This window comes from Amaricoccus sp., from assembly GCF_017993425.1.
Taxonomy (GTDB): Bacteria; Pseudomonadota; Alphaproteobacteria; order Rhodobacterales; family Rhodobacteraceae; genus Amaricoccus.
Genome location: NZ_JAGOMQ010000004.1, coordinates 98,151 through 112,586, shown reverse-complemented (window position 1 = coordinate 112,586; position 14,436 = coordinate 98,151). Strand labels below are relative to the sequence as shown.

Here is a 14,436-nt window from a genome sequence, read left to right as displayed (position 1 = left end):
GCCGTCAGGGGAGCAGGCCGGCGAGGGCGGCGCGGCGGAGCTTGCCGTTCGCCGTGCGGGGCAGCGCGGCGACGGCGTGGAAGGCGCGCGGCAGCTTGTAGCGGGCGAGGCGCGCCGCGCAGTGGGCGGCGAGCGCCTCGGGCGGGACGGGCGCGCCGGCGGGGACGTAGAAGGCGGCGATGATCGAGACGCCGTCGCGGAGGGCGATCTCGGCGACGGCGGCCTCGGCGACGCCGGGGTGGAGCGCGAGGGCGGCCTCGACCTCGGCCGGGCTGACGCGGTAGCCGCCGGCGTTCATCAGTTCGCCGGCGCGGCCGAGATGGGCGATGGTGCCGGAGGGGTCCATGCGGGCGCGGTCGCCGGTGAGGAACCATTCGCCGCGCATGGCCGCCGCGGTCTCCTCCGGCCGCCGCCAGTAGCCGAGCATCAGGCCGGGGTCGCGGCGGGAGACGGCGAGGAGGCCCTCCGCGCCGCGGGGGACGGGCGTCTCGCCCGTCCCGGGCGAGGCGGAGGCGCCGCCCGTCCCGGGAGAGGCAGGTGTTCCGCCCGTCCCTGGCCAGACCGGCGTGTCGTCCCCGGGCGATGCGGGCGTCCTACCCGCGCCGGGAGAGATGGAGGCGCGGCGCGTCCGGGGAGAGGTGGGTGTGTCGCCCGTCCCGGGCGAGCCGAGGGAGCCGCCCGTCCCGGGCGTTTCGTCGTCCTCGGGGAGGATCGCCACGCGGCGGCCTTGCTGGGGGCGGCCGACGTGGCCGGGGAGGGGGGGCGAGGTGGGGGAGAAGGAGACGTAGGTGGAGATCTCGGTCATGCCGATCGCCTCGTAGACCGGCTTGCCGGTCGCGGCGGTCCAGGCGGCGGCGACGGAGGCGGGGAGCGCCTCGCCGGCGCTGAGGCCGTGGCGGAGGCGGGCGAAGCCCGCGCGCAGGGCGGGCGCGTCGAGCATCTGGCGGTAGACGCCGGGGACGGCGGCGAAGAGGGTGGCGCGGTGCGCCGCGGCGAGCGCCGGCCAGACGTGGCGGGAGGGCGGGCCGGCGTGGATCAGCGCCGTCGCGCCGGCCGCCCAGGGGTCCATCAGGCCGGCGCCGAGGGTATAGGCCCAGTTGAAGGCGCCGGCGTGCAGGACGCGGTCCTCCGCGGTCAGGCCATACCAGCCGTCCCACATCATGCGGCGGGCCCAGGCGGCGCGCTGGGCGTGGAGCACGCCCTTCGGCCGGCTGGCGCTGCCGGAGGTGTAGAGGATGTAGGCCGGGTCGTCGGGGTCGGTGGCGGCGAAGCCGGCGACCGGGGCGGCGGCGCGCAGGCGGGCGAGGTCGGGGGCGAGGAGGAGGTCGGCGCGGCCCGGGTCGGGCGGCGGGGCGACGCCGGCGCCGACGAGGATGGCGCGGGGGTCGAGGTCGTCGACGAGGGTCGCGACCTCGGGCGCGGTGAGCAGCGTGGAGGTCGGGACGGGGATGGCGCCGAGCGCGTTGGCGGCGAGGAAGAGCACGGGGAAGTCCGAGGAGTTGCCGATCCGCAGCAGCACCCGGTCGCCGGGCGCGACCCCGCGCGCCGCGAGGCCGCCGGCGGCGCGCAGCACGGCGTCGCGGAGGCGGGCGTAGCTCCAGGCCTCGGCGACCTCGCCGGGGGCGGCGAGGATCTCGAGGGCGGTCTTGCCGGGGGTCCGGTCCGCGGCCGCGAGGGCGTGGGCGGCGAGGTTGAAGGGGCGCGGGACCGGCGCGAAGGGGCCCTCGTCGTAGAGGGAGGGCAGGGTCATCGCCGGCGTCGCCGGAGGCGATCCGCGTGCGGTCGGGGGCGGCCCTGCCGCGGGTCGCCGGCAACCCGATGCATCCTCCGCCGCAGGCCCGGGCTCATCGCGCCAGCGTCCGGATGCCGGCGTCGAGGCCGGCGAGGGTGAGGGGGAACATGCGGCCGCCGAAGATGCGGGCGATCAGCTCGGTCGACTGGCTGTAGCGCCAGTGCGCCTCCGGCGTCGGGTTGAGCCAGACGGCGCGCGGCCAGGCCTCGAGCGCGCGGGCGAGCCAGACGGCGCCGGGCTCGGCGTTCCAGTGCTCGTTGGCCCCGCCCGGCTGGAGGATCTCGTAGGGACTCATCGCGGCGTCGCCGACGAAGACGGCGCGGTGGTCGGGGCCAAAGGTGCGGATCACCTCGGCCGTGGGGGTCTGCGCGTCCCAGCGGCGGCGGTTGTCGCGCCACACCCCCTCGTAGAGGCAGTTGTGGAAATAGAACGGCTCGAGGTGGCGGAACTCGGCGCGGGCGGCGGAGAAGAGCTCGGCGACCATGCGCACGTGCTCGTCCATCGAGCCGCCCACGTCGAGGAAGAGCAGGACCTTGACGGCGTTGTGCCGCTCCGGGCGGGTGACGACGTCGAGCCAGCCCTGCTCGGCGGTGCGGCGGATCGTCGTCGGCAGGTCGAGCTCGTCCGCGGCGCCCTCGCGGGCCCAGCGGCGCAGGCGGCGGAGCGCGAGCTTGATGGTGCGCGAGCCGATCTCGACGTCGTCGTCGAAGTTGCGGAACTCGCGGCGGTCCCAGACCTTGACGGCGCGGCGGTGGCGGCTGCCGTCCTGGCCGATGCGCACGCCCTCGGGGTTGTAGCCGTAGGCGCCGAAGGGCGAGGTTCCCGCGGTGCCGATCCATTTCGAGCCGCCCTGGTGGCGGCCCTGCTGCTCGGCGAGGCGCTTCCTCAGCGTCTCCATCAGCGCGTCGAAGCCGCCGAGCGCCTCGATCTCGGCCTTCTCCGCCTCGGTCAGGTGCTTCTCGGCGAGCTTGCGCAGCCATTCGGCGGGCAGCTCGATGCGGGCGACCAGCTCCTCGGCGGTCAGCTCGCCGAGGCCGGCGAAGCAGCGGGCGAAGACGCGGTCGAAGCGGTCGATGCGGCGCTCGTCCTTGACCAGGGTGGCGCGGGCGAGGTGGTAGAAGCCCTCCGGGTCGTAGAGCACCACCTCGGCCTGAAGTGCCTCGAGGAAGGCGAGATATTCACGCAGCGAGGTTCCGACGCCCTCGCCGCGCAGCTCGGCGAAGAAGCGGGTGAACATGCGCCTCAGCCCGCGCCGAGCTGGCCGAGGACGACGAGGGCGATGGTCGTCGCGAGGCCGAGCGCGATGGCGTGGACGGCGGCGTATTGCAGCTGGTCGAGCCGGTCGCCGCCGCGGACGGCGGCGCGCCGCCAGCCGAGGAGGGCGCCGAGGACGATGGCGAGGAGGATCAGCATGGGCTCAGTCCCGGTCGAGGCGCAGCGCGGCGAGCGCGGCCTGCTCGCGGGCGAGGGTGCCGTCGTCGTCGCCGAAGCCGTAGCGGGCCCAGCTCAGGCTGTCGATGCGGGTCTTGCGCGCCTCCTCGGTGCGGCCGAGCGCGAGCAGCGCCTCCGACTTGAGCGAGAGCAGGCCGGCTAGGAGGATGGCGTTCTGGCCTTGCCGCGCCGCCGGGATGTGGCGGTCGGCCAGCGTGATCGTGGTCTCGTACCTGCCGGCCGCCAGCGCCACCGCGGCGACGTGGACGCCGGCATGGGCGGTGCGCAGGTCGCCGGTCCCGAGGCGGCGGCGCGAGACGTCGTAGGCCTCGGCGAAGTAGCGCGCCGCCTCGCCCGGATCGCGACGCAGGGTCAGCCGGCCGAGGGTCAGCAGCGACACCGCGAGGCGATGGTCGGTCGGGCGCATCTCGGCGGCGATGCGGGTGGCCTGCCGCGCGGCCGAGAGCCGGTCCTCGCGGGAGGCGCGCGGGGCCTGCGCCACCTCGATCGCGCTGGCCCAGGCGCGGGATTCCGGGTGGCGGGCCTGGCGGGGGACGCCGCGGCCCTTCGGATTCTCGCGGGCGAGGATGGCGGGCAGGCGCGCGGCGACCTCGTCGCGGGTCATGCCGCTCGCCAGCTCCGGCTGGTAGAGCGCGCGCAGGACCAGCATGTCGAAGGGCGTGGCGATCGAGTGCAGGTTGTCGTCGTTCCAGATCGAGTCCGGCAGGCGGTAGAGGTCGTTGGCCGGGCCGAGCGCCTGGGTGATCTCCTCGTGCAGGCAGTCGCGGACGTCCTGGGGGATGCCGTCGTAGGGCACGAAGATCGCGGCGACGCCGAGCTCCCTCTGGTCGCCCCAGCGCAGCCGGGTCTCGCCGCGCCGGCGCAGGAAGGCGCGCCAGTTGGTCTCGCCCGGGACGATGAAGCAGGCGGCCGTCGGGAAGACGCGGGCGAGGCCGGCGGCGGTGACGCCCTCGACATGGATCTGCGCGGCCTTCGGGTCGGAGGTGAGCGCGATGTCGACGCCGGCCTCGTCGCGGAGCCGGGCGAGCAGCGCCTGGAGGTCGGGGATATAGGGGTCGAGCCCGGTGACGGAGACGCGGACCGGCGCCTCGTAGCGCAGGAGCCGGTCGAGCTTCTCGCCGCTCTCGAGCGCGAAGGTGAGGTCGAGGAAGTCCTGGGCGAGGTCGGCGTTGGAGCGGGCGACGCCGCGGGGCAGGCCGACCGGGGCGAAGCGGACCGCGGCGGGGGGCGGGCCCTCGGCGCCCGGCGTCTGCGCGCAGGCGGCCAGCGCCGCGAGGCAGGCGGCGGCGAGCAGGGATCGGACGCGGCCTCCGCGCATCGGCCGGTCCGGTCTCAGCGGCGGTACTTCACGAAGGGCGTGACGACGGCCAGGCGGTCGTAGAGGCGGCGGGCGGTGGCGTTGAAGTCCTGGGTGAGCCAGTAGACGTTGGGCTTTCCGGCGGCGTCGGCCTCGGCGTAGACCGCCTCGATCAGCTTGCGGCCGGCCCCGGTCCCGCGCGCCCCGGGGACGACGTAGAGGTCCTGGAGGTAGGTCACGTCGGCGATCTGCCAGCCATGGCGGTGGAAGATGTAGTGGACGAGGCCGACCGGCCGGTCGCCGTCGAAGGCGATCAGGCCGTGGTAGTCGGTCACCGCCGGGTCGGTCAGCCGGGCGAAGGTGGTCCGGTAGACGTCGTCGGGCAGCTCGGTCTCGTAGAAGGCGAGGTAGGCGCGCCAGAGATCGCGCCAGACGGCCTCGTCGGCGGGCGTGAGCGGGCGGATCGCGGCGGTCATGGCCGCGGTCCGGCGGCGGCGGGCGGGGCTACTTGCGCAGCCGGCGGACGTTCGAGCGGGTCTTGACGCCGTAGGGTCGCAGCGCCGCCGAGGCGATCCGCGCCGCGTCGCCGCCGCGCGCCGCCGCGACCGCGGCCTTCTCCGCCGCCGTGGCGAAGGCGGCCGGCTTCTCCATGAACATCGCCACCGCCTCGTGCGGCGTCATCGTGCCGCTGGCCATGGCCATTGTGCGGCGCAATATGACCTCGCTGGCCGCCAGGACCATGCGGGTGTAGGCTTGGCTGAAGTGGCCCCAGGCCATCAATGCGGACAGGGGATTTTGTGAACGCGACATCACCGGACTCCTTTTGCTGCGCTGCAACATAGGTACGGCGGAAGGGGATGTCATCACGCCGCGGACGCGAAAGCGGCGAAAGATCGCCGACGGGCTCTGCCATCATGACCGCTTGCTCCTTGCGAGGAAGGCGAGGCGCTCGAAGAGGTGGACGTCCTGCTCGTTCTTGAGGAGCGCGCCGTGGAGGCGAGGCAGGTTGGAGGCGGGGTCCGTGCGCAGGTCGGCGGCGTCGAGATCCTCGGCGAGGAGGAGCTTCAGCCAGTCGAGCGCCTCGGAGGTCGAGGGCTTCTTCTTCAGCCCCGGCGTCTCGCGGATCTCGAAGAAGCGGGTGAGCGCGGCGCGGACGAGGCCCGGCTTGATGCCGGGGAAGTGGACGTCGACGATGCGGGCGAGCGTCTCGGGGTCGGGGAAGCGGATGTAGTGGAAGAAGCAGCGGCGCAGGAAGGCGTCGGGCAGCTCCTTCTCGTTGTTCGAGGTGATGACCACGATCGGACGGCGTTTCGCGACGATGGTCTCGCCGGTCTCGTAGACGAAGAACTCCATCCGGTCGAGCTCCTGGAGGAGGTCGTTCGGGAACTCGATGTCGGCCTTGTCGATCTCGTCGATGAGCAGGACGACCTTCTCCCCGGCGTCGAAGGCGCGCCAGAGCGGGCCCTTGCGGATGTAGTTCGCCACGTCGTGGACGCGCGCGTCGCCGAGCTGGCTGTCGCGGAGCCGGCTGACGGCGTCGTACTCGTAGAGGCCCTGCGCGGCGCGGGTGGTGGATTTCACCGACCACTCGATCAGCGGCAGGCCGAGGGCGCGGGCGATCTGGCGGGCGAGCTCGGTCTTGCCGGTGCCCGGCTCGCCCTTGACGAGCAGCGGCCGCTCCAGCGTGATGGACGCGTTGACGGCGACGGCGAGGTCGGGGGTGGCGACATAGTCGGCGCTTCCGGCGAATCTCATTCCTTTTCCGCCCGTTGCCCCCGGTTGCTCCCGGCAGCCTAGCAGGCGCGGGGCGTTAGGCAACATCACAGATGTTCCACGTGACAACGCCGGGGAATCCCTATAACGGGTGCGCAGCCAGATCGGGGCCAGCCATTCGCCGGGTCGTGCCGGCGACGCGGGCCGGGCTCTGATTGACCAGAGGTGGCGTAACGAATGAAGCCCGAGACCAAGTTCGACGTCGAGTACCATCCCAGCGAAGACGAACCTTTCATGAATTCGCGGCAGCTGGATTACTTTCGGCGCAAGCTGCTGGCGTGGAAGGCCTCGATCCTTGCCGAGAGCAAGGGCACCATCGAGCACATGCAGGCCGGGACCCGCAACATCCCCGACATCGCCGACCGCGCCAGCGAGGAGAGCGACCGGGCGCTCGAGCTCCGGACCCGGGACCGGCAGCGCAAGGTGGTCTCGAAGATCGACGCGGCGCTGCGGCGGATCGAGGACGGCAGCTACGGCTACTGCGAGGAGACGGGCGAGCCGATCTCGCTGAAGCGCCTCGACGCCCGCCCGATCGCCACGCTGAGCCTCGAGGCGCAGGAGCGCCACGAGCGCAAGGAGAAGGTCCACCGCGACGACTGACGGCGCTTCGTCCCGAGGGGCGGCGGTCAGACGGACCAGTCCTCGACGTGGACGCCCGGCGCACGCCCGAACTCGCGCCGGTTGTTGGTGACGACCGCGAGGCCGCGGCTCGTCGCATGGGCGGCGATCAGCAGATCATAGGGCCCGATCGGGCGGCCGTCGCGCTCCAGCCCGGCGCGTAGTGCGCCGTAGGCCGCCGCTGCGGCGCAATCGAAGTCGAGCACGGCGAGGCGGGCGGCGAAAGCGTCGAGCGCGCCGCGGTTTCGCGACCGCGCCTCGGACTTCTCCACGCCGTAGTCGAGCTCGGCGAGCGTGATGCTGGAGATGCAGAGATGGGCGGCCTCGCGCTCGAACCGCGCGGCGAGCCCCGGTCCGCGGCCCTTCATGACGAAGATGCAGATATTGGTGTCGAGCATGTAGCGCAGCGTCACAGCGCGTCGCGCTCCTGCGGTCCGGGCTGGGCACGTTCGTCCATGAAGTCCGCCGCGGTGAACGGACCCTCGGCGAAGTAGCTCCGCCACCGGCGGCCCTTCGGCACGATGAGCCGCGCCTCGCCGACCACGAGGACCTCGACCTGATCGACGCCGTCGGGGAAGGCGACGGATTTCGGCAGCCGGACGGCCTGGGTGCGGTTGCTGAGGAACAGGCGGGTCAGGGCGGACAACGGGCGGCGCTCCAAGGGATATACCTTTGGTATATACGCCAGTTCTCCGTGGTCGGCAAGAAGGATGGCCCGAAACGAATTGCGCCCCCTCCGGGGGAAGAGGGGGCGCGTATCCAGACGAGAAGGTCTGAGGGTTTGCAAGCAGCCGTCCCGTCTGTGGGACGCCTCCTTCTTAACGAGTCGGTGGTTACCGAAAGCTTAACGGCATGGCGTTAACTCGCCTAAAAGGAGAAAAATCCGTGACCGGGCTCAACCGCCGCCGCCGGCGGGGCGGGTCATCGGAAAGGTCTCGCGCACGGCGGCGTAGTCGCGGTAGCCGAGGCGGGCCAGCGGCGCGTAAAGGGTGACGTCGACCATGCCGTCGACGAGGACGGCGTCGTCGATATGGACGCCCACCACCTCGCCGATGACCAGCGTGTTGCCCGCGCCGGGCAGGTCGAGGATCTTCCAGGCGCGGCATTCGAGCGACGCCGGGGCCTCGGCGACGCGGGGCGCGGCGACGACGCGGCAGGGCGCCGGCGTCAGGCCGGCATGGGCGAACTCGTCGACCCCGGCGGCGAGGCTCGCCGAGCTCGCGTTCATCGCCTCGCGCAGGCCCCAGGGCACGATGTTGGCCACGAACTCGCCGGTGGCGCGGATGTTGGTCACGGTGTCCTTGGCCTCGTCGCGGCCGGCCTTCCGTCCGGTGGACGCGTACATGACCATCGGCGGCGTCTCGGCGATGGCGTTGAAGAAGCTGTAGGGCGCGAGGTTCGCCCGGCCCCGGGCGTCGAGCGTCGAGATCCAGCCGATCGGGCGCGGCGCGACCAGCGCCTTGAACGGGTTGTGGGGCAGCCCGTGCGGGTCGAGGCCGGGGCGGTAGAACATGGGCGGGCTCGCGTCGTTTCGCGTTGGCCGGACCTTAGGGGCGTGCTAGGGGCGTGTCGAGCCGCCCCCCCTTGTCGCCCGCTCCCGCCGTTCCCCGCCATGCTCCGCATCCATACCGAGACGCCGCAGGACGGCGCCGATGTCGAGACGCTCTACGACCTCGCCTTCGCGCCGGGGCGGACGGCGCTGTCGTCCTACCGGCTGCGCGAGGGGATGCCGCACGAGGCCGGGCTGTCGCTGGTGGCGCGGGACGAGTGGGACGCGGTGGCCGGCGCGATCCGCTACTGGCGGGTCCGGGTCGGCGAGGCCGGCGCGCCGGCGCTGCTGCTCGGGCCGGTGGCGGTGCATCCGACCCGGCAGGGCGAGGGGCTCGGCGGACTGCTGATCGCCGACAGCCTGGAGCTGGCCGCCGCGCATGGCTGGTTGCGGGTGATCCTCGTCGGCGACGAGCCCTATTACCGGCGCTTCGGCTTCACCCGCGACGCGGGGCGGGCGCTGGAATATCCGCCGCCGACCAACCCCGACCGGCTGCTGGCGCGCGCGCTCGCCCCCGGCGGCCTCGACGGGGTCTCGGGCATGGTGCGGCGCTGGACGGACGAGGGCGATCGCTTTCCGCCTAGGTGAGCGAAGGACGGCGTGGTATCCTGACGGCGAATTTATCGGGGCGCATTCCCGCCCTCGGCTTTTTCGCGGTGACGCGCGCGTTCCGATGTCCGGGCTCAACCACGGGGGGCGAGTATGCATTTCCTGGATCCGCGGCCTCTGCCGACGTTCGTCTGCCTGATCGCGCTCGCGGGGTGCGGGGGCACGCCGACGCCGCGCGCGGGCGGCGCGCCGCCCGGGACGGCGATGATCGGGCTCGAATACGCGAGCACCAGCCTCGGCTTCCGCAACTCCGGCGATCTCGCGCCGGGGCGGCTCTATCTCTGGGATCTGGCGGGGGGCGATCTCGTCGATATCGAGGCCGGGATCCCGCTGAAGGTGCTGTCCTCGTCGCCGCCGGCGGACCGGGTGGCGAGCCAGGTCGAGGGGTTCACGCTCGCCGCCGGCGCGGACGTCGCCGGGCAGGCGCGCGGCGAGGTTCGCGCGGCGGTGTCGCGCGACCTGCGCCTCGACGTGACGCAGGCGAGCCGCGACGAGAACGCCGATCCGCGCGGGGCGATCTCCGCCGTCTATCGCGCCCGGCAGGCGGCCGGCGAGGATGCGTTCACCGGGTGGCGGGTGCGGGACGCGACGGGCAACCCGGATCGCTACCGCTACGTGCTGCTGGTCGATCCGGTCCGCGCCGCCAGCGAGTCGGTGCGGTTCGCCTCGCAGTCGGGCGGCTCGGCCGGGGTCGGCGTCGTCGACACGGTGGTGGGCTCGGTGGAGGTCAGCGTGCCCGCCGAGACGGCGGCGTCCTGCCGCCAGTCGACCGGCGAGCGCCCGATCTGCTTCCTCAACGCCCGGGTGCTGCGGCCCTTCCTGAACGCGGCCAACAACCTCGACTACGAGCCGGTCGCCTACTCGAAGGAGGCGCTGTCGGGCGCGTTCCGCAAGCCGTAAGCCGCCGGCGCCCCGCTCACACCACGAAGCCCATGCGCCCGAGGAGCGCCTCGAGCGCGGGGCGGGCGGTGGTGGCGCCCTCGAAGCGGGCGGCCTCGATGGCGCCGCGGGCCTCGGCGAGGTCGACCTGGCGCAGGAGCGCCTTGACCGGCCCGATCGAGGCCGGGCGCATCGAGAGCTGGCGGAAGCCGACCGCGGCGAAGGCGAGCGCCTCCAGCGGCCGGCCCGCGTCCTCGCCGCAGAACGAGACCGGCGTGCCGTGGCCGGCGCAGCGGGCGACGATGCCCTCGAGGAAGCCGAGATAACTGAGCGACAGCGCGTCGTAGCGCCGGCGCACCAGCTCGTTCTCGCGGTCGGCGGCGAAGAAGAACTGCTTGAGGTCGTTGCCGCCGACCGACAGGAAGTCCGCCATCTCGAAGAACCGCGCCGAGGCGAAGGCGAGGCTCGGGGTCTCCAGCATCGCGCCGATCTTGACGTCGGCCGAGACGGGACGCCCGAGCGCCAGCTCGCGGGCGATCTCCTTCATGACGATCTCGCGGCCGAGCTCGAACTCCACCGCCTCGGCGACGAAGGGGAACATGATGCGGAGCGGCCGGCCATGGGCGCCGCGCAGGAGCGCCTGCACCTGCATCCGCATGATCCCCGGCCGGTCGAGCCCGACGCGGATCGCCCGCCAGCCGAGCGCCGGGTTCGGCTCGTCCTGGCGCTTCATGTAGGGCAGCACCTTGTCCGAGCCGATGTCGAGCGTGCGGAAGGTGACCGGCTTCTCGCCGGCGCTGTCGAGCACGCGGGCGTAGAGCGCCGCGAGGTCGGCGCGCTTCGGCACCGTCGAGCGGATCAGGAATTGCAGTTCGGTGCGGAAGAGCCCGACCCCGAGCGCCCCGCATTTCGGCAGCGACGGCAGGTCCGCCATCAGCCCGGCGTTCATGTAGAGCTGGAGCGTCACCCCGTCGCGGGTGGTCGCCGGCCGGTCGCGCAGCGCGGCGTAGGCCTGCTGCGCGCCCGCGAGCATCTCGATCTTGTCGCGGAACGCCCGTGCCACCCCGTCCTCGGGCCGCAGGTGAACCACCGCCTGGTCGCCGTCGACGAGGATCGGGTCGCCGTTCTGCGCCTCGCGGGTGATGCGCTCGGCGTGGATGACGAGCGGGATGGCCAGCGCCCGGGCGACGATGGCGGCATGGCTGCCGACCGAGCCCTCCTCCAGCACCACGCCCTTGAGCTTGCGCCCGTAGTCGAGCAGCTCCGCCGGCCCGATGTTGCGCGCGACGAGGATGGCGTCGTCCGGGATCTCCCGCCCGGCCGCCGCGTCCATGCCCCCGAGCAGACGCAGCAGCCGGTTCGACAGATCGTCGAGGTCGTGCAGCCGCTCGCGGAGATAGGGGTCGGCGATGCGGCTCATCCGGGCGCGGGTCGCCGACTGCTCCTTCTCGACCGCGACCTCCGCCGCCAGGCCCGAGTCGATCGAGGCCTCCATCCGCCGCACCCAGCCCTTGTCGTGGGCGAACATCCGGTAGGCCTGCAACACGTCGCGGTGCTCGCCGGACTTGGTCAGGTAGTCGGCCGCCAGCATCTCGTCGACCTCCTCGCGGAGGCGCTCGATGGCGGCGTGGAGGCGGGCGTATTCCCGCGTCGGGTCGTCGCTGACGGGATTCGAGACGACGATCTGCGGCTCGTGCAGCAGCACCCGCCCCTCGGCCACGCCCTCCTGCCCGACGAGGCCGCGCACGAAGAACGGCAGCTTGTGCTGGGCGGCGATCTCCATCGCCCCCGGCCCGACGAAGGCGCCGAGCTCGGCCATCTCGGCCAGCACCATGGCGATGACCTCGAGCGCGTAGATCTCGTCGTCGGTGTATTCGCGCGCCTCGCGGTTCTGCACGACGAGGACGCCCAGCACCTCGCCGAGGCGCTGGATCGGCACGCCGAGGAACGAGGAGAACAGCTCCTCGCCGGTCTCCGGCATGTAGCGGAAGCCGCGGGTGGCCGGCGCGTCGCGGGTGTTGATCGGCTCGGCGCTGTCGGCGATGCGGCCGACGAGGCCCTGGCCGACCTTGAGCCGCGTCAGGTGGACCGACTCCGCCTTGAGCCCGAAGGTGGCGCAGAGCTCCAGCCAGTTCTCCTCGCGGCGCAGATAGACCGAGCAGACGTCGGCGACGAGGCCGTCGGCGATCAGCCGGACGATGCTGTCGAGTCGCTCCTGCCCGCCGCCCGATTCGGCCAGCGTGTCGCGCAGGCGGCGCAGCAGCACGCGGCTGTCCACGGCCTCGGAATAGGGCATCGGGCAGCGCCCCCCGTCATCACCTCGGTTCAGCTGGCCTTGTCGAGCTCGAAGGCATCATGCAGCGCCTGCACGGCCAGTTCCAGATATTTGCGGTCGATCAGCACCGAGACCTTGATCTCGGAGGTGGTGATCGCCTTGATGTTGACGCCCTCGGCGGCCAGCGCCGCGAACATGCGGTGCGCCACGCCGGAATGGCTGCGCATCCCCACGCCCACGATGGAGACCTTGGCGACGTTGTCGTTGGTCTCGATCCGCGCGAAGCCGAGCCCGGCGCTCTCGCGCGCCGCCTCGAGCGCGCGGGTGGCTCGCGGGATGTCGTCGGCCGGCACGGTGAAGGTCATGTCGGTGACCCCCTCGGCCGAGACGTTCTGCACGATCATGTCGACGTTGACGCCCGCCTCGGAGAGCGGGCCGAAGATGCCGGCGGCGATGCCGGGGCGGTCCTGCACGCCGGAGACGGTGACCTGCGCCTCGTCGCGCGCGAAGGCGATGCCGCTGACGACCCTGCTTTCCATGATCTCCTCCTCCTCGCAGACGAGCGTTCCCGGCTCGTCGCTGAAGCTCGACAGGACCTGAAGCGGCACCTTGTAGCGCATGGCGAGCTCTACCGAGCGGGTCTGCAGCACCTTGGCCCCGGCCCCGGCGAGCTCCAGCATCTCCTCGTAGGAGACGCGGGCGAGCTTCTTCGCCTTCTTGGTGATGCGCGGGTCGGTGGTGTAGACGCCGTCCACGTCGGTGTAGATGTCGCAGCGCTCCGCCTCGAGCGCCGCGGCGAAGGCGACGGCCGAGGTGTCGGAGCCGCCGCGGCCGAGGGTGGTGACGCGGCCCTCGGGCGAGATGCCCTGGAAGCCGGCGATCACCGCGTGCAGGCCCTCGCCGAACTTCTGGATGAGCCGGCCGGTCTCGATCGACTCGATGCGCGCCGCGCCATGGGCGGAGTTGGTGCGCAGCGGCACCTGCCAGCCCTGCCAGCTCCGCGCCGGGACGCCCATCTCCTGGAGCGTCAGCGCCATCAGCCCGGCGGTGACGTTCTCGCCCGAGGCGACGACGGCGTCGTACTCGCGCGCGTCGTAGAGCGTGTGGGTGTCGCGCACCCAGGCGACGAGCTCGTTGGTCTTGCCCGCCATCGCCGAGACCACGACGGCGACGTCGTAGCCGCGCTCCACCTCGCGCCGGACCTTCTCGGCGGCGCCGCGGATCCGCGCGAGATCGGCGACGGAGGTGCCGCCGAACTTCATGACGAGACGAGGCATTCCGGCGCGCCCCTCCCCGGGCAGCCTTGGGACGCGCCCCCTTTAGCGGCGCGGCGGGGGGGCCGCAAGGCGGGGGCGCCGCCGCGTAGCGCCGCCAGGGCGGCGACGCCCGCGACCGCGAGCGGGAGGCCGGCCGGAAGGGGTACCGGGGCAGGCGGCTCGGACACGAAGCCCGGGTCGGTGAAGTGCGCCGTCACGCCGGGTCCTCCGGCGATACGAAAGACGCTGTCCATCCGGATGGAGCCGTCAATCCCCGCGCCCGCCAACGTCGCCAGCGTCCCGCTGCCAGACCAGACGTAGTAGTAGGAGACGTCGTTGACCGCGACGTCGAAGACCAGCGTTCCCGAGGTCCTGCCCTGCATCCTGCGCCGGACGGGGTTCTCCGCCAGGATGTCGTAGTCGAACTGCCGGTCGTCGTAGTCGGCCAGCAGCGAGCCGGAGGCGCGGGCCGTCTTGCCGGCGCCGTTCCCGTCGGTCCGCAGGTCCCAGGTGATGACGTAGTCGAGGAGCATCCGCAGGTTGCCCGTCCCCGTGGTGAAGATCATCTCGTCGGTGCCGGCGTTGCTCATGATGCTGCCGGAGCCGGGGTCGCTCTTCGTCACGGTCGCTCGCGCCTGCCCGGATCGTCCCCGGCTCCAGGCACGGCCCGTGAGGATGAGGCCGGGATCCGTCACGCGCAGGCGGGCCGCGGCGTCGTAGTCACCCGTCGAAGAATCCGCAAACTCGGCGTCCCCGTGCGAGCCGGATGCGCTCTCGGCATAGACGCCGGCGTTGATGCTCGCCGCCAGAGCGGGCGGCGCGCCGAGGCGCGCGAAGGCGAGAAGGAAAAGCGTCGTGGCGAACATATTGGTTCTCCCGCTGAAAATAACCGGACGTTACCGCGAATCGCCGGCTTCGTGAACCGCTTGGCCCGGG

At 72.7% G+C, this 14,436-nt stretch carries 16 protein-coding genes; 3 read left to right on the top strand and 13 right to left on the bottom strand.

Features of this window, described 5'->3' with window-relative positions; translation table 11 throughout:
• Positions 1-4 precede the first annotated feature (4 nt).
• From KBB57_RS03275 to KBB57_RS03245, 7 genes are all read right to left on the bottom strand, one after another.
• Positions 5-1,750, bottom strand: a complete 1,746-nt coding sequence (locus KBB57_RS03275) for a class I adenylate-forming enzyme family protein (protein WP_290746733.1) — start codon at positions 1,748-1,750, stop codon at positions 5-7.
• Between the two features lie 94 nt (positions 1,751-1,844).
• Positions 1,845-3,029, bottom strand: a complete 1,185-nt coding sequence (locus KBB57_RS03270; protein WP_290746730.1) for a VWA domain-containing protein — start codon at positions 3,027-3,029, stop codon at positions 1,845-1,847.
• 5 nt (positions 3,030-3,034) lie between these two features.
• Positions 3,035-3,205 (bottom strand): hypothetical protein, encoded by a 171-nt coding sequence (locus KBB57_RS03265; RefSeq protein WP_290746727.1) that lies wholly within the window; start codon positions 3,203-3,205, stop codon positions 3,035-3,037.
• A 4-nt stretch (positions 3,206-3,209) separates the two neighbouring features.
• Positions 3,210-4,562: a DUF2927 domain-containing protein gene (locus KBB57_RS03260; protein WP_290746724.1), complete on the bottom strand. Its 1,353-nt coding sequence runs from the start codon at positions 4,560-4,562 to the stop codon at positions 3,210-3,212.
• Between the two features lie 14 nt (positions 4,563-4,576).
• Positions 4,577-5,017 carry a GNAT family N-acetyltransferase gene (locus KBB57_RS03255; RefSeq protein ID WP_290746722.1) on the bottom strand — a complete coding sequence of 147 codons (441 nt, stop codon included), beginning with the start codon at positions 5,015-5,017 and terminating at the stop codon, positions 4,577-4,579.
• A 28-nt stretch (positions 5,018-5,045) separates the two neighbouring features.
• Entirely contained in the window at positions 5,046-5,255 is a 210-nt protein-coding gene (locus KBB57_RS03250) for a hypothetical protein (protein ID WP_290746718.1), read from the bottom strand.
• A 198-nt stretch (positions 5,256-5,453) separates the two neighbouring features.
• Positions 5,454-6,296: a MoxR family ATPase gene (locus KBB57_RS03245; RefSeq protein WP_290746715.1), complete on the bottom strand. Its 843-nt coding sequence runs from the start codon at positions 6,294-6,296 to the stop codon at positions 5,454-5,456.
• A gap of 195 nt (positions 6,297-6,491) precedes the next feature.
• Here KBB57_RS03245 and dksA point away from each other — a divergent pair, with 195 nt between their 5' ends.
• Positions 6,492-6,914 carry an RNA polymerase-binding protein DksA gene (dksA, locus tag KBB57_RS03240; protein WP_290746712.1) on the top strand — a complete coding sequence of 141 codons (423 nt, stop codon included), beginning with the start codon at positions 6,492-6,494 and terminating at the stop codon, positions 6,912-6,914.
• 26 nt (positions 6,915-6,940) lie between these two features.
• On the opposite strand, the gene vapC is transcribed toward dksA, so the two are convergent.
• The 3 genes from vapC to KBB57_RS03225 all read right to left on the bottom strand — a co-directional run bounded on the left by vapC (position 6,941) and on the right by KBB57_RS03225 (position 8,445).
• Positions 6,941-7,345 (bottom strand): tRNA(fMet)-specific endonuclease VapC, encoded by a 405-nt coding sequence (vapC, locus tag KBB57_RS03235; protein WP_290746710.1) that lies wholly within the window; start codon positions 7,343-7,345, stop codon positions 6,941-6,943.
• On the bottom strand, positions 7,342-7,578 hold the full coding sequence (gene vapB / locus KBB57_RS03230; RefSeq protein WP_290746705.1) for a type II toxin-antitoxin system VapB family antitoxin: 237 nt from the start codon (positions 7,576-7,578) through the stop codon (positions 7,342-7,344). Before vapB ends, vapC begins: the two co-directional genes overlap by 4 nt.
• 249 nt (positions 7,579-7,827) lie before the next feature.
• The gene (locus tag KBB57_RS03225; RefSeq protein ID WP_290746698.1) at positions 7,828-8,445 is read right to left on the bottom strand and encodes a flavin reductase family protein; all 618 of its coding nucleotides are present in this window, start codon (positions 8,443-8,445) and stop codon (positions 7,828-7,830) included.
• Between the two features lie 99 nt (positions 8,446-8,544).
• On the opposite strand from KBB57_RS03225, the gene KBB57_RS03220 reads away from it, so the two are divergent.
• Both KBB57_RS03220 and KBB57_RS03215 read left to right on the top strand, forming a co-directional pair.
• Complete coding sequence (locus KBB57_RS03220) at positions 8,545-9,069, top strand: GNAT family N-acetyltransferase (protein WP_290746695.1); 525 nt, start codon at positions 8,545-8,547, stop codon at positions 9,067-9,069.
• Positions 9,070-9,183: 114 nt separating this feature from the next.
• Positions 9,184-9,990, top strand: coding sequence for a hypothetical protein (locus KBB57_RS03215; RefSeq protein ID WP_290746692.1), 807 nt, complete (start codon positions 9,184-9,186; stop codon positions 9,988-9,990).
• A gap of 16 nt (positions 9,991-10,006) precedes the next feature.
• Here KBB57_RS03215 and ptsP read toward each other — a convergent pair whose 3' ends face one another.
• Genes ptsP through KBB57_RS03200 form a run of 3 tightly spaced genes read right to left on the bottom strand, consistent with a single transcriptional unit; the run spans position 10,007 to position 14,366 of the window.
• Positions 10,007-12,265 carry a phosphoenolpyruvate--protein phosphotransferase gene (ptsP, locus tag KBB57_RS03210; protein WP_290746689.1) on the bottom strand — a complete coding sequence of 753 codons (2,259 nt, stop codon included), beginning with the start codon at positions 12,263-12,265 and terminating at the stop codon, positions 10,007-10,009.
• A gap of 29 nt (positions 12,266-12,294) precedes the next feature.
• Positions 12,295-13,521 carry an aspartate kinase gene (locus tag KBB57_RS03205; protein ID WP_290746687.1) on the bottom strand — a complete coding sequence of 409 codons (1,227 nt, stop codon included), beginning with the start codon at positions 13,519-13,521 and terminating at the stop codon, positions 12,295-12,297.
• A complete protein-coding gene (locus KBB57_RS03200; RefSeq protein WP_290746683.1) occupies positions 13,503-14,366 on the bottom strand; it encodes a hypothetical protein in 864 nt (287 codons plus the stop codon). The genes KBB57_RS03205 and KBB57_RS03200 overlap by 19 nt, the downstream gene beginning before the upstream one ends.
• Positions 14,367-14,436 lie beyond the last annotated feature (70 nt).

Coding starts and splice junctions, on each gene's coding strand:
- KBB57_RS03265 (WP_290746727.1), bottom strand. CDS start 3,205: ATGCTGATCCTCCTCGCCATCGTCCTCGGCGCCCTCCTCGGCTGGCGG.
- ptsP (WP_290746689.1), bottom strand. CDS start 12,265: ATGCCCTATTCCGAGGCCGTGGACAGCCGCGTGCTGCTGCGCCGCCTG.
- KBB57_RS03255 (WP_290746722.1), bottom strand. CDS start 5,017: ATGACCGCCGCGATCCGCCCGCTCACGCCCGCCGACGAGGCCGTCTGG.
- KBB57_RS03245 (WP_290746715.1), bottom strand. CDS start 6,296: ATGAGATTCGCCGGAAGCGCCGACTATGTCGCCACCCCCGACCTCGCC.
- KBB57_RS03275 (WP_290746733.1), bottom strand. CDS start 1,750: ATGACCCTGCCCTCCCTCTACGACGAGGGCCCCTTCGCGCCGGTCCCG.
- dksA (WP_290746712.1), top strand. CDS start 6,492: ATGAAGCCCGAGACCAAGTTCGACGTCGAGTACCATCCCAGCGAAGAC.
- KBB57_RS03260 (WP_290746724.1), bottom strand. CDS start 4,562: ATGCGCGGAGGCCGCGTCCGATCCCTGCTCGCCGCCGCCTGCCTCGCG.
- KBB57_RS03205 (WP_290746687.1), bottom strand. CDS start 13,521: ATGCCTCGTCTCGTCATGAAGTTCGGCGGCACCTCCGTCGCCGATCTC.
- KBB57_RS03270 (WP_290746730.1), bottom strand. CDS start 3,029: ATGTTCACCCGCTTCTTCGCCGAGCTGCGCGGCGAGGGCGTCGGAACC.
- KBB57_RS03220 (WP_290746695.1), top strand. CDS start 8,545: ATGCTCCGCATCCATACCGAGACGCCGCAGGACGGCGCCGATGTCGAG.
- KBB57_RS03225 (WP_290746698.1), bottom strand. CDS start 8,445: ATGTTCTACCGCCCCGGCCTCGACCCGCACGGGCTGCCCCACAACCCG.
- KBB57_RS03215 (WP_290746692.1), top strand. CDS start 9,184: ATGCATTTCCTGGATCCGCGGCCTCTGCCGACGTTCGTCTGCCTGATC.
- KBB57_RS03200 (WP_290746683.1), bottom strand. CDS start 14,366: ATGTTCGCCACGACGCTTTTCCTTCTCGCCTTCGCGCGCCTCGGCGCG.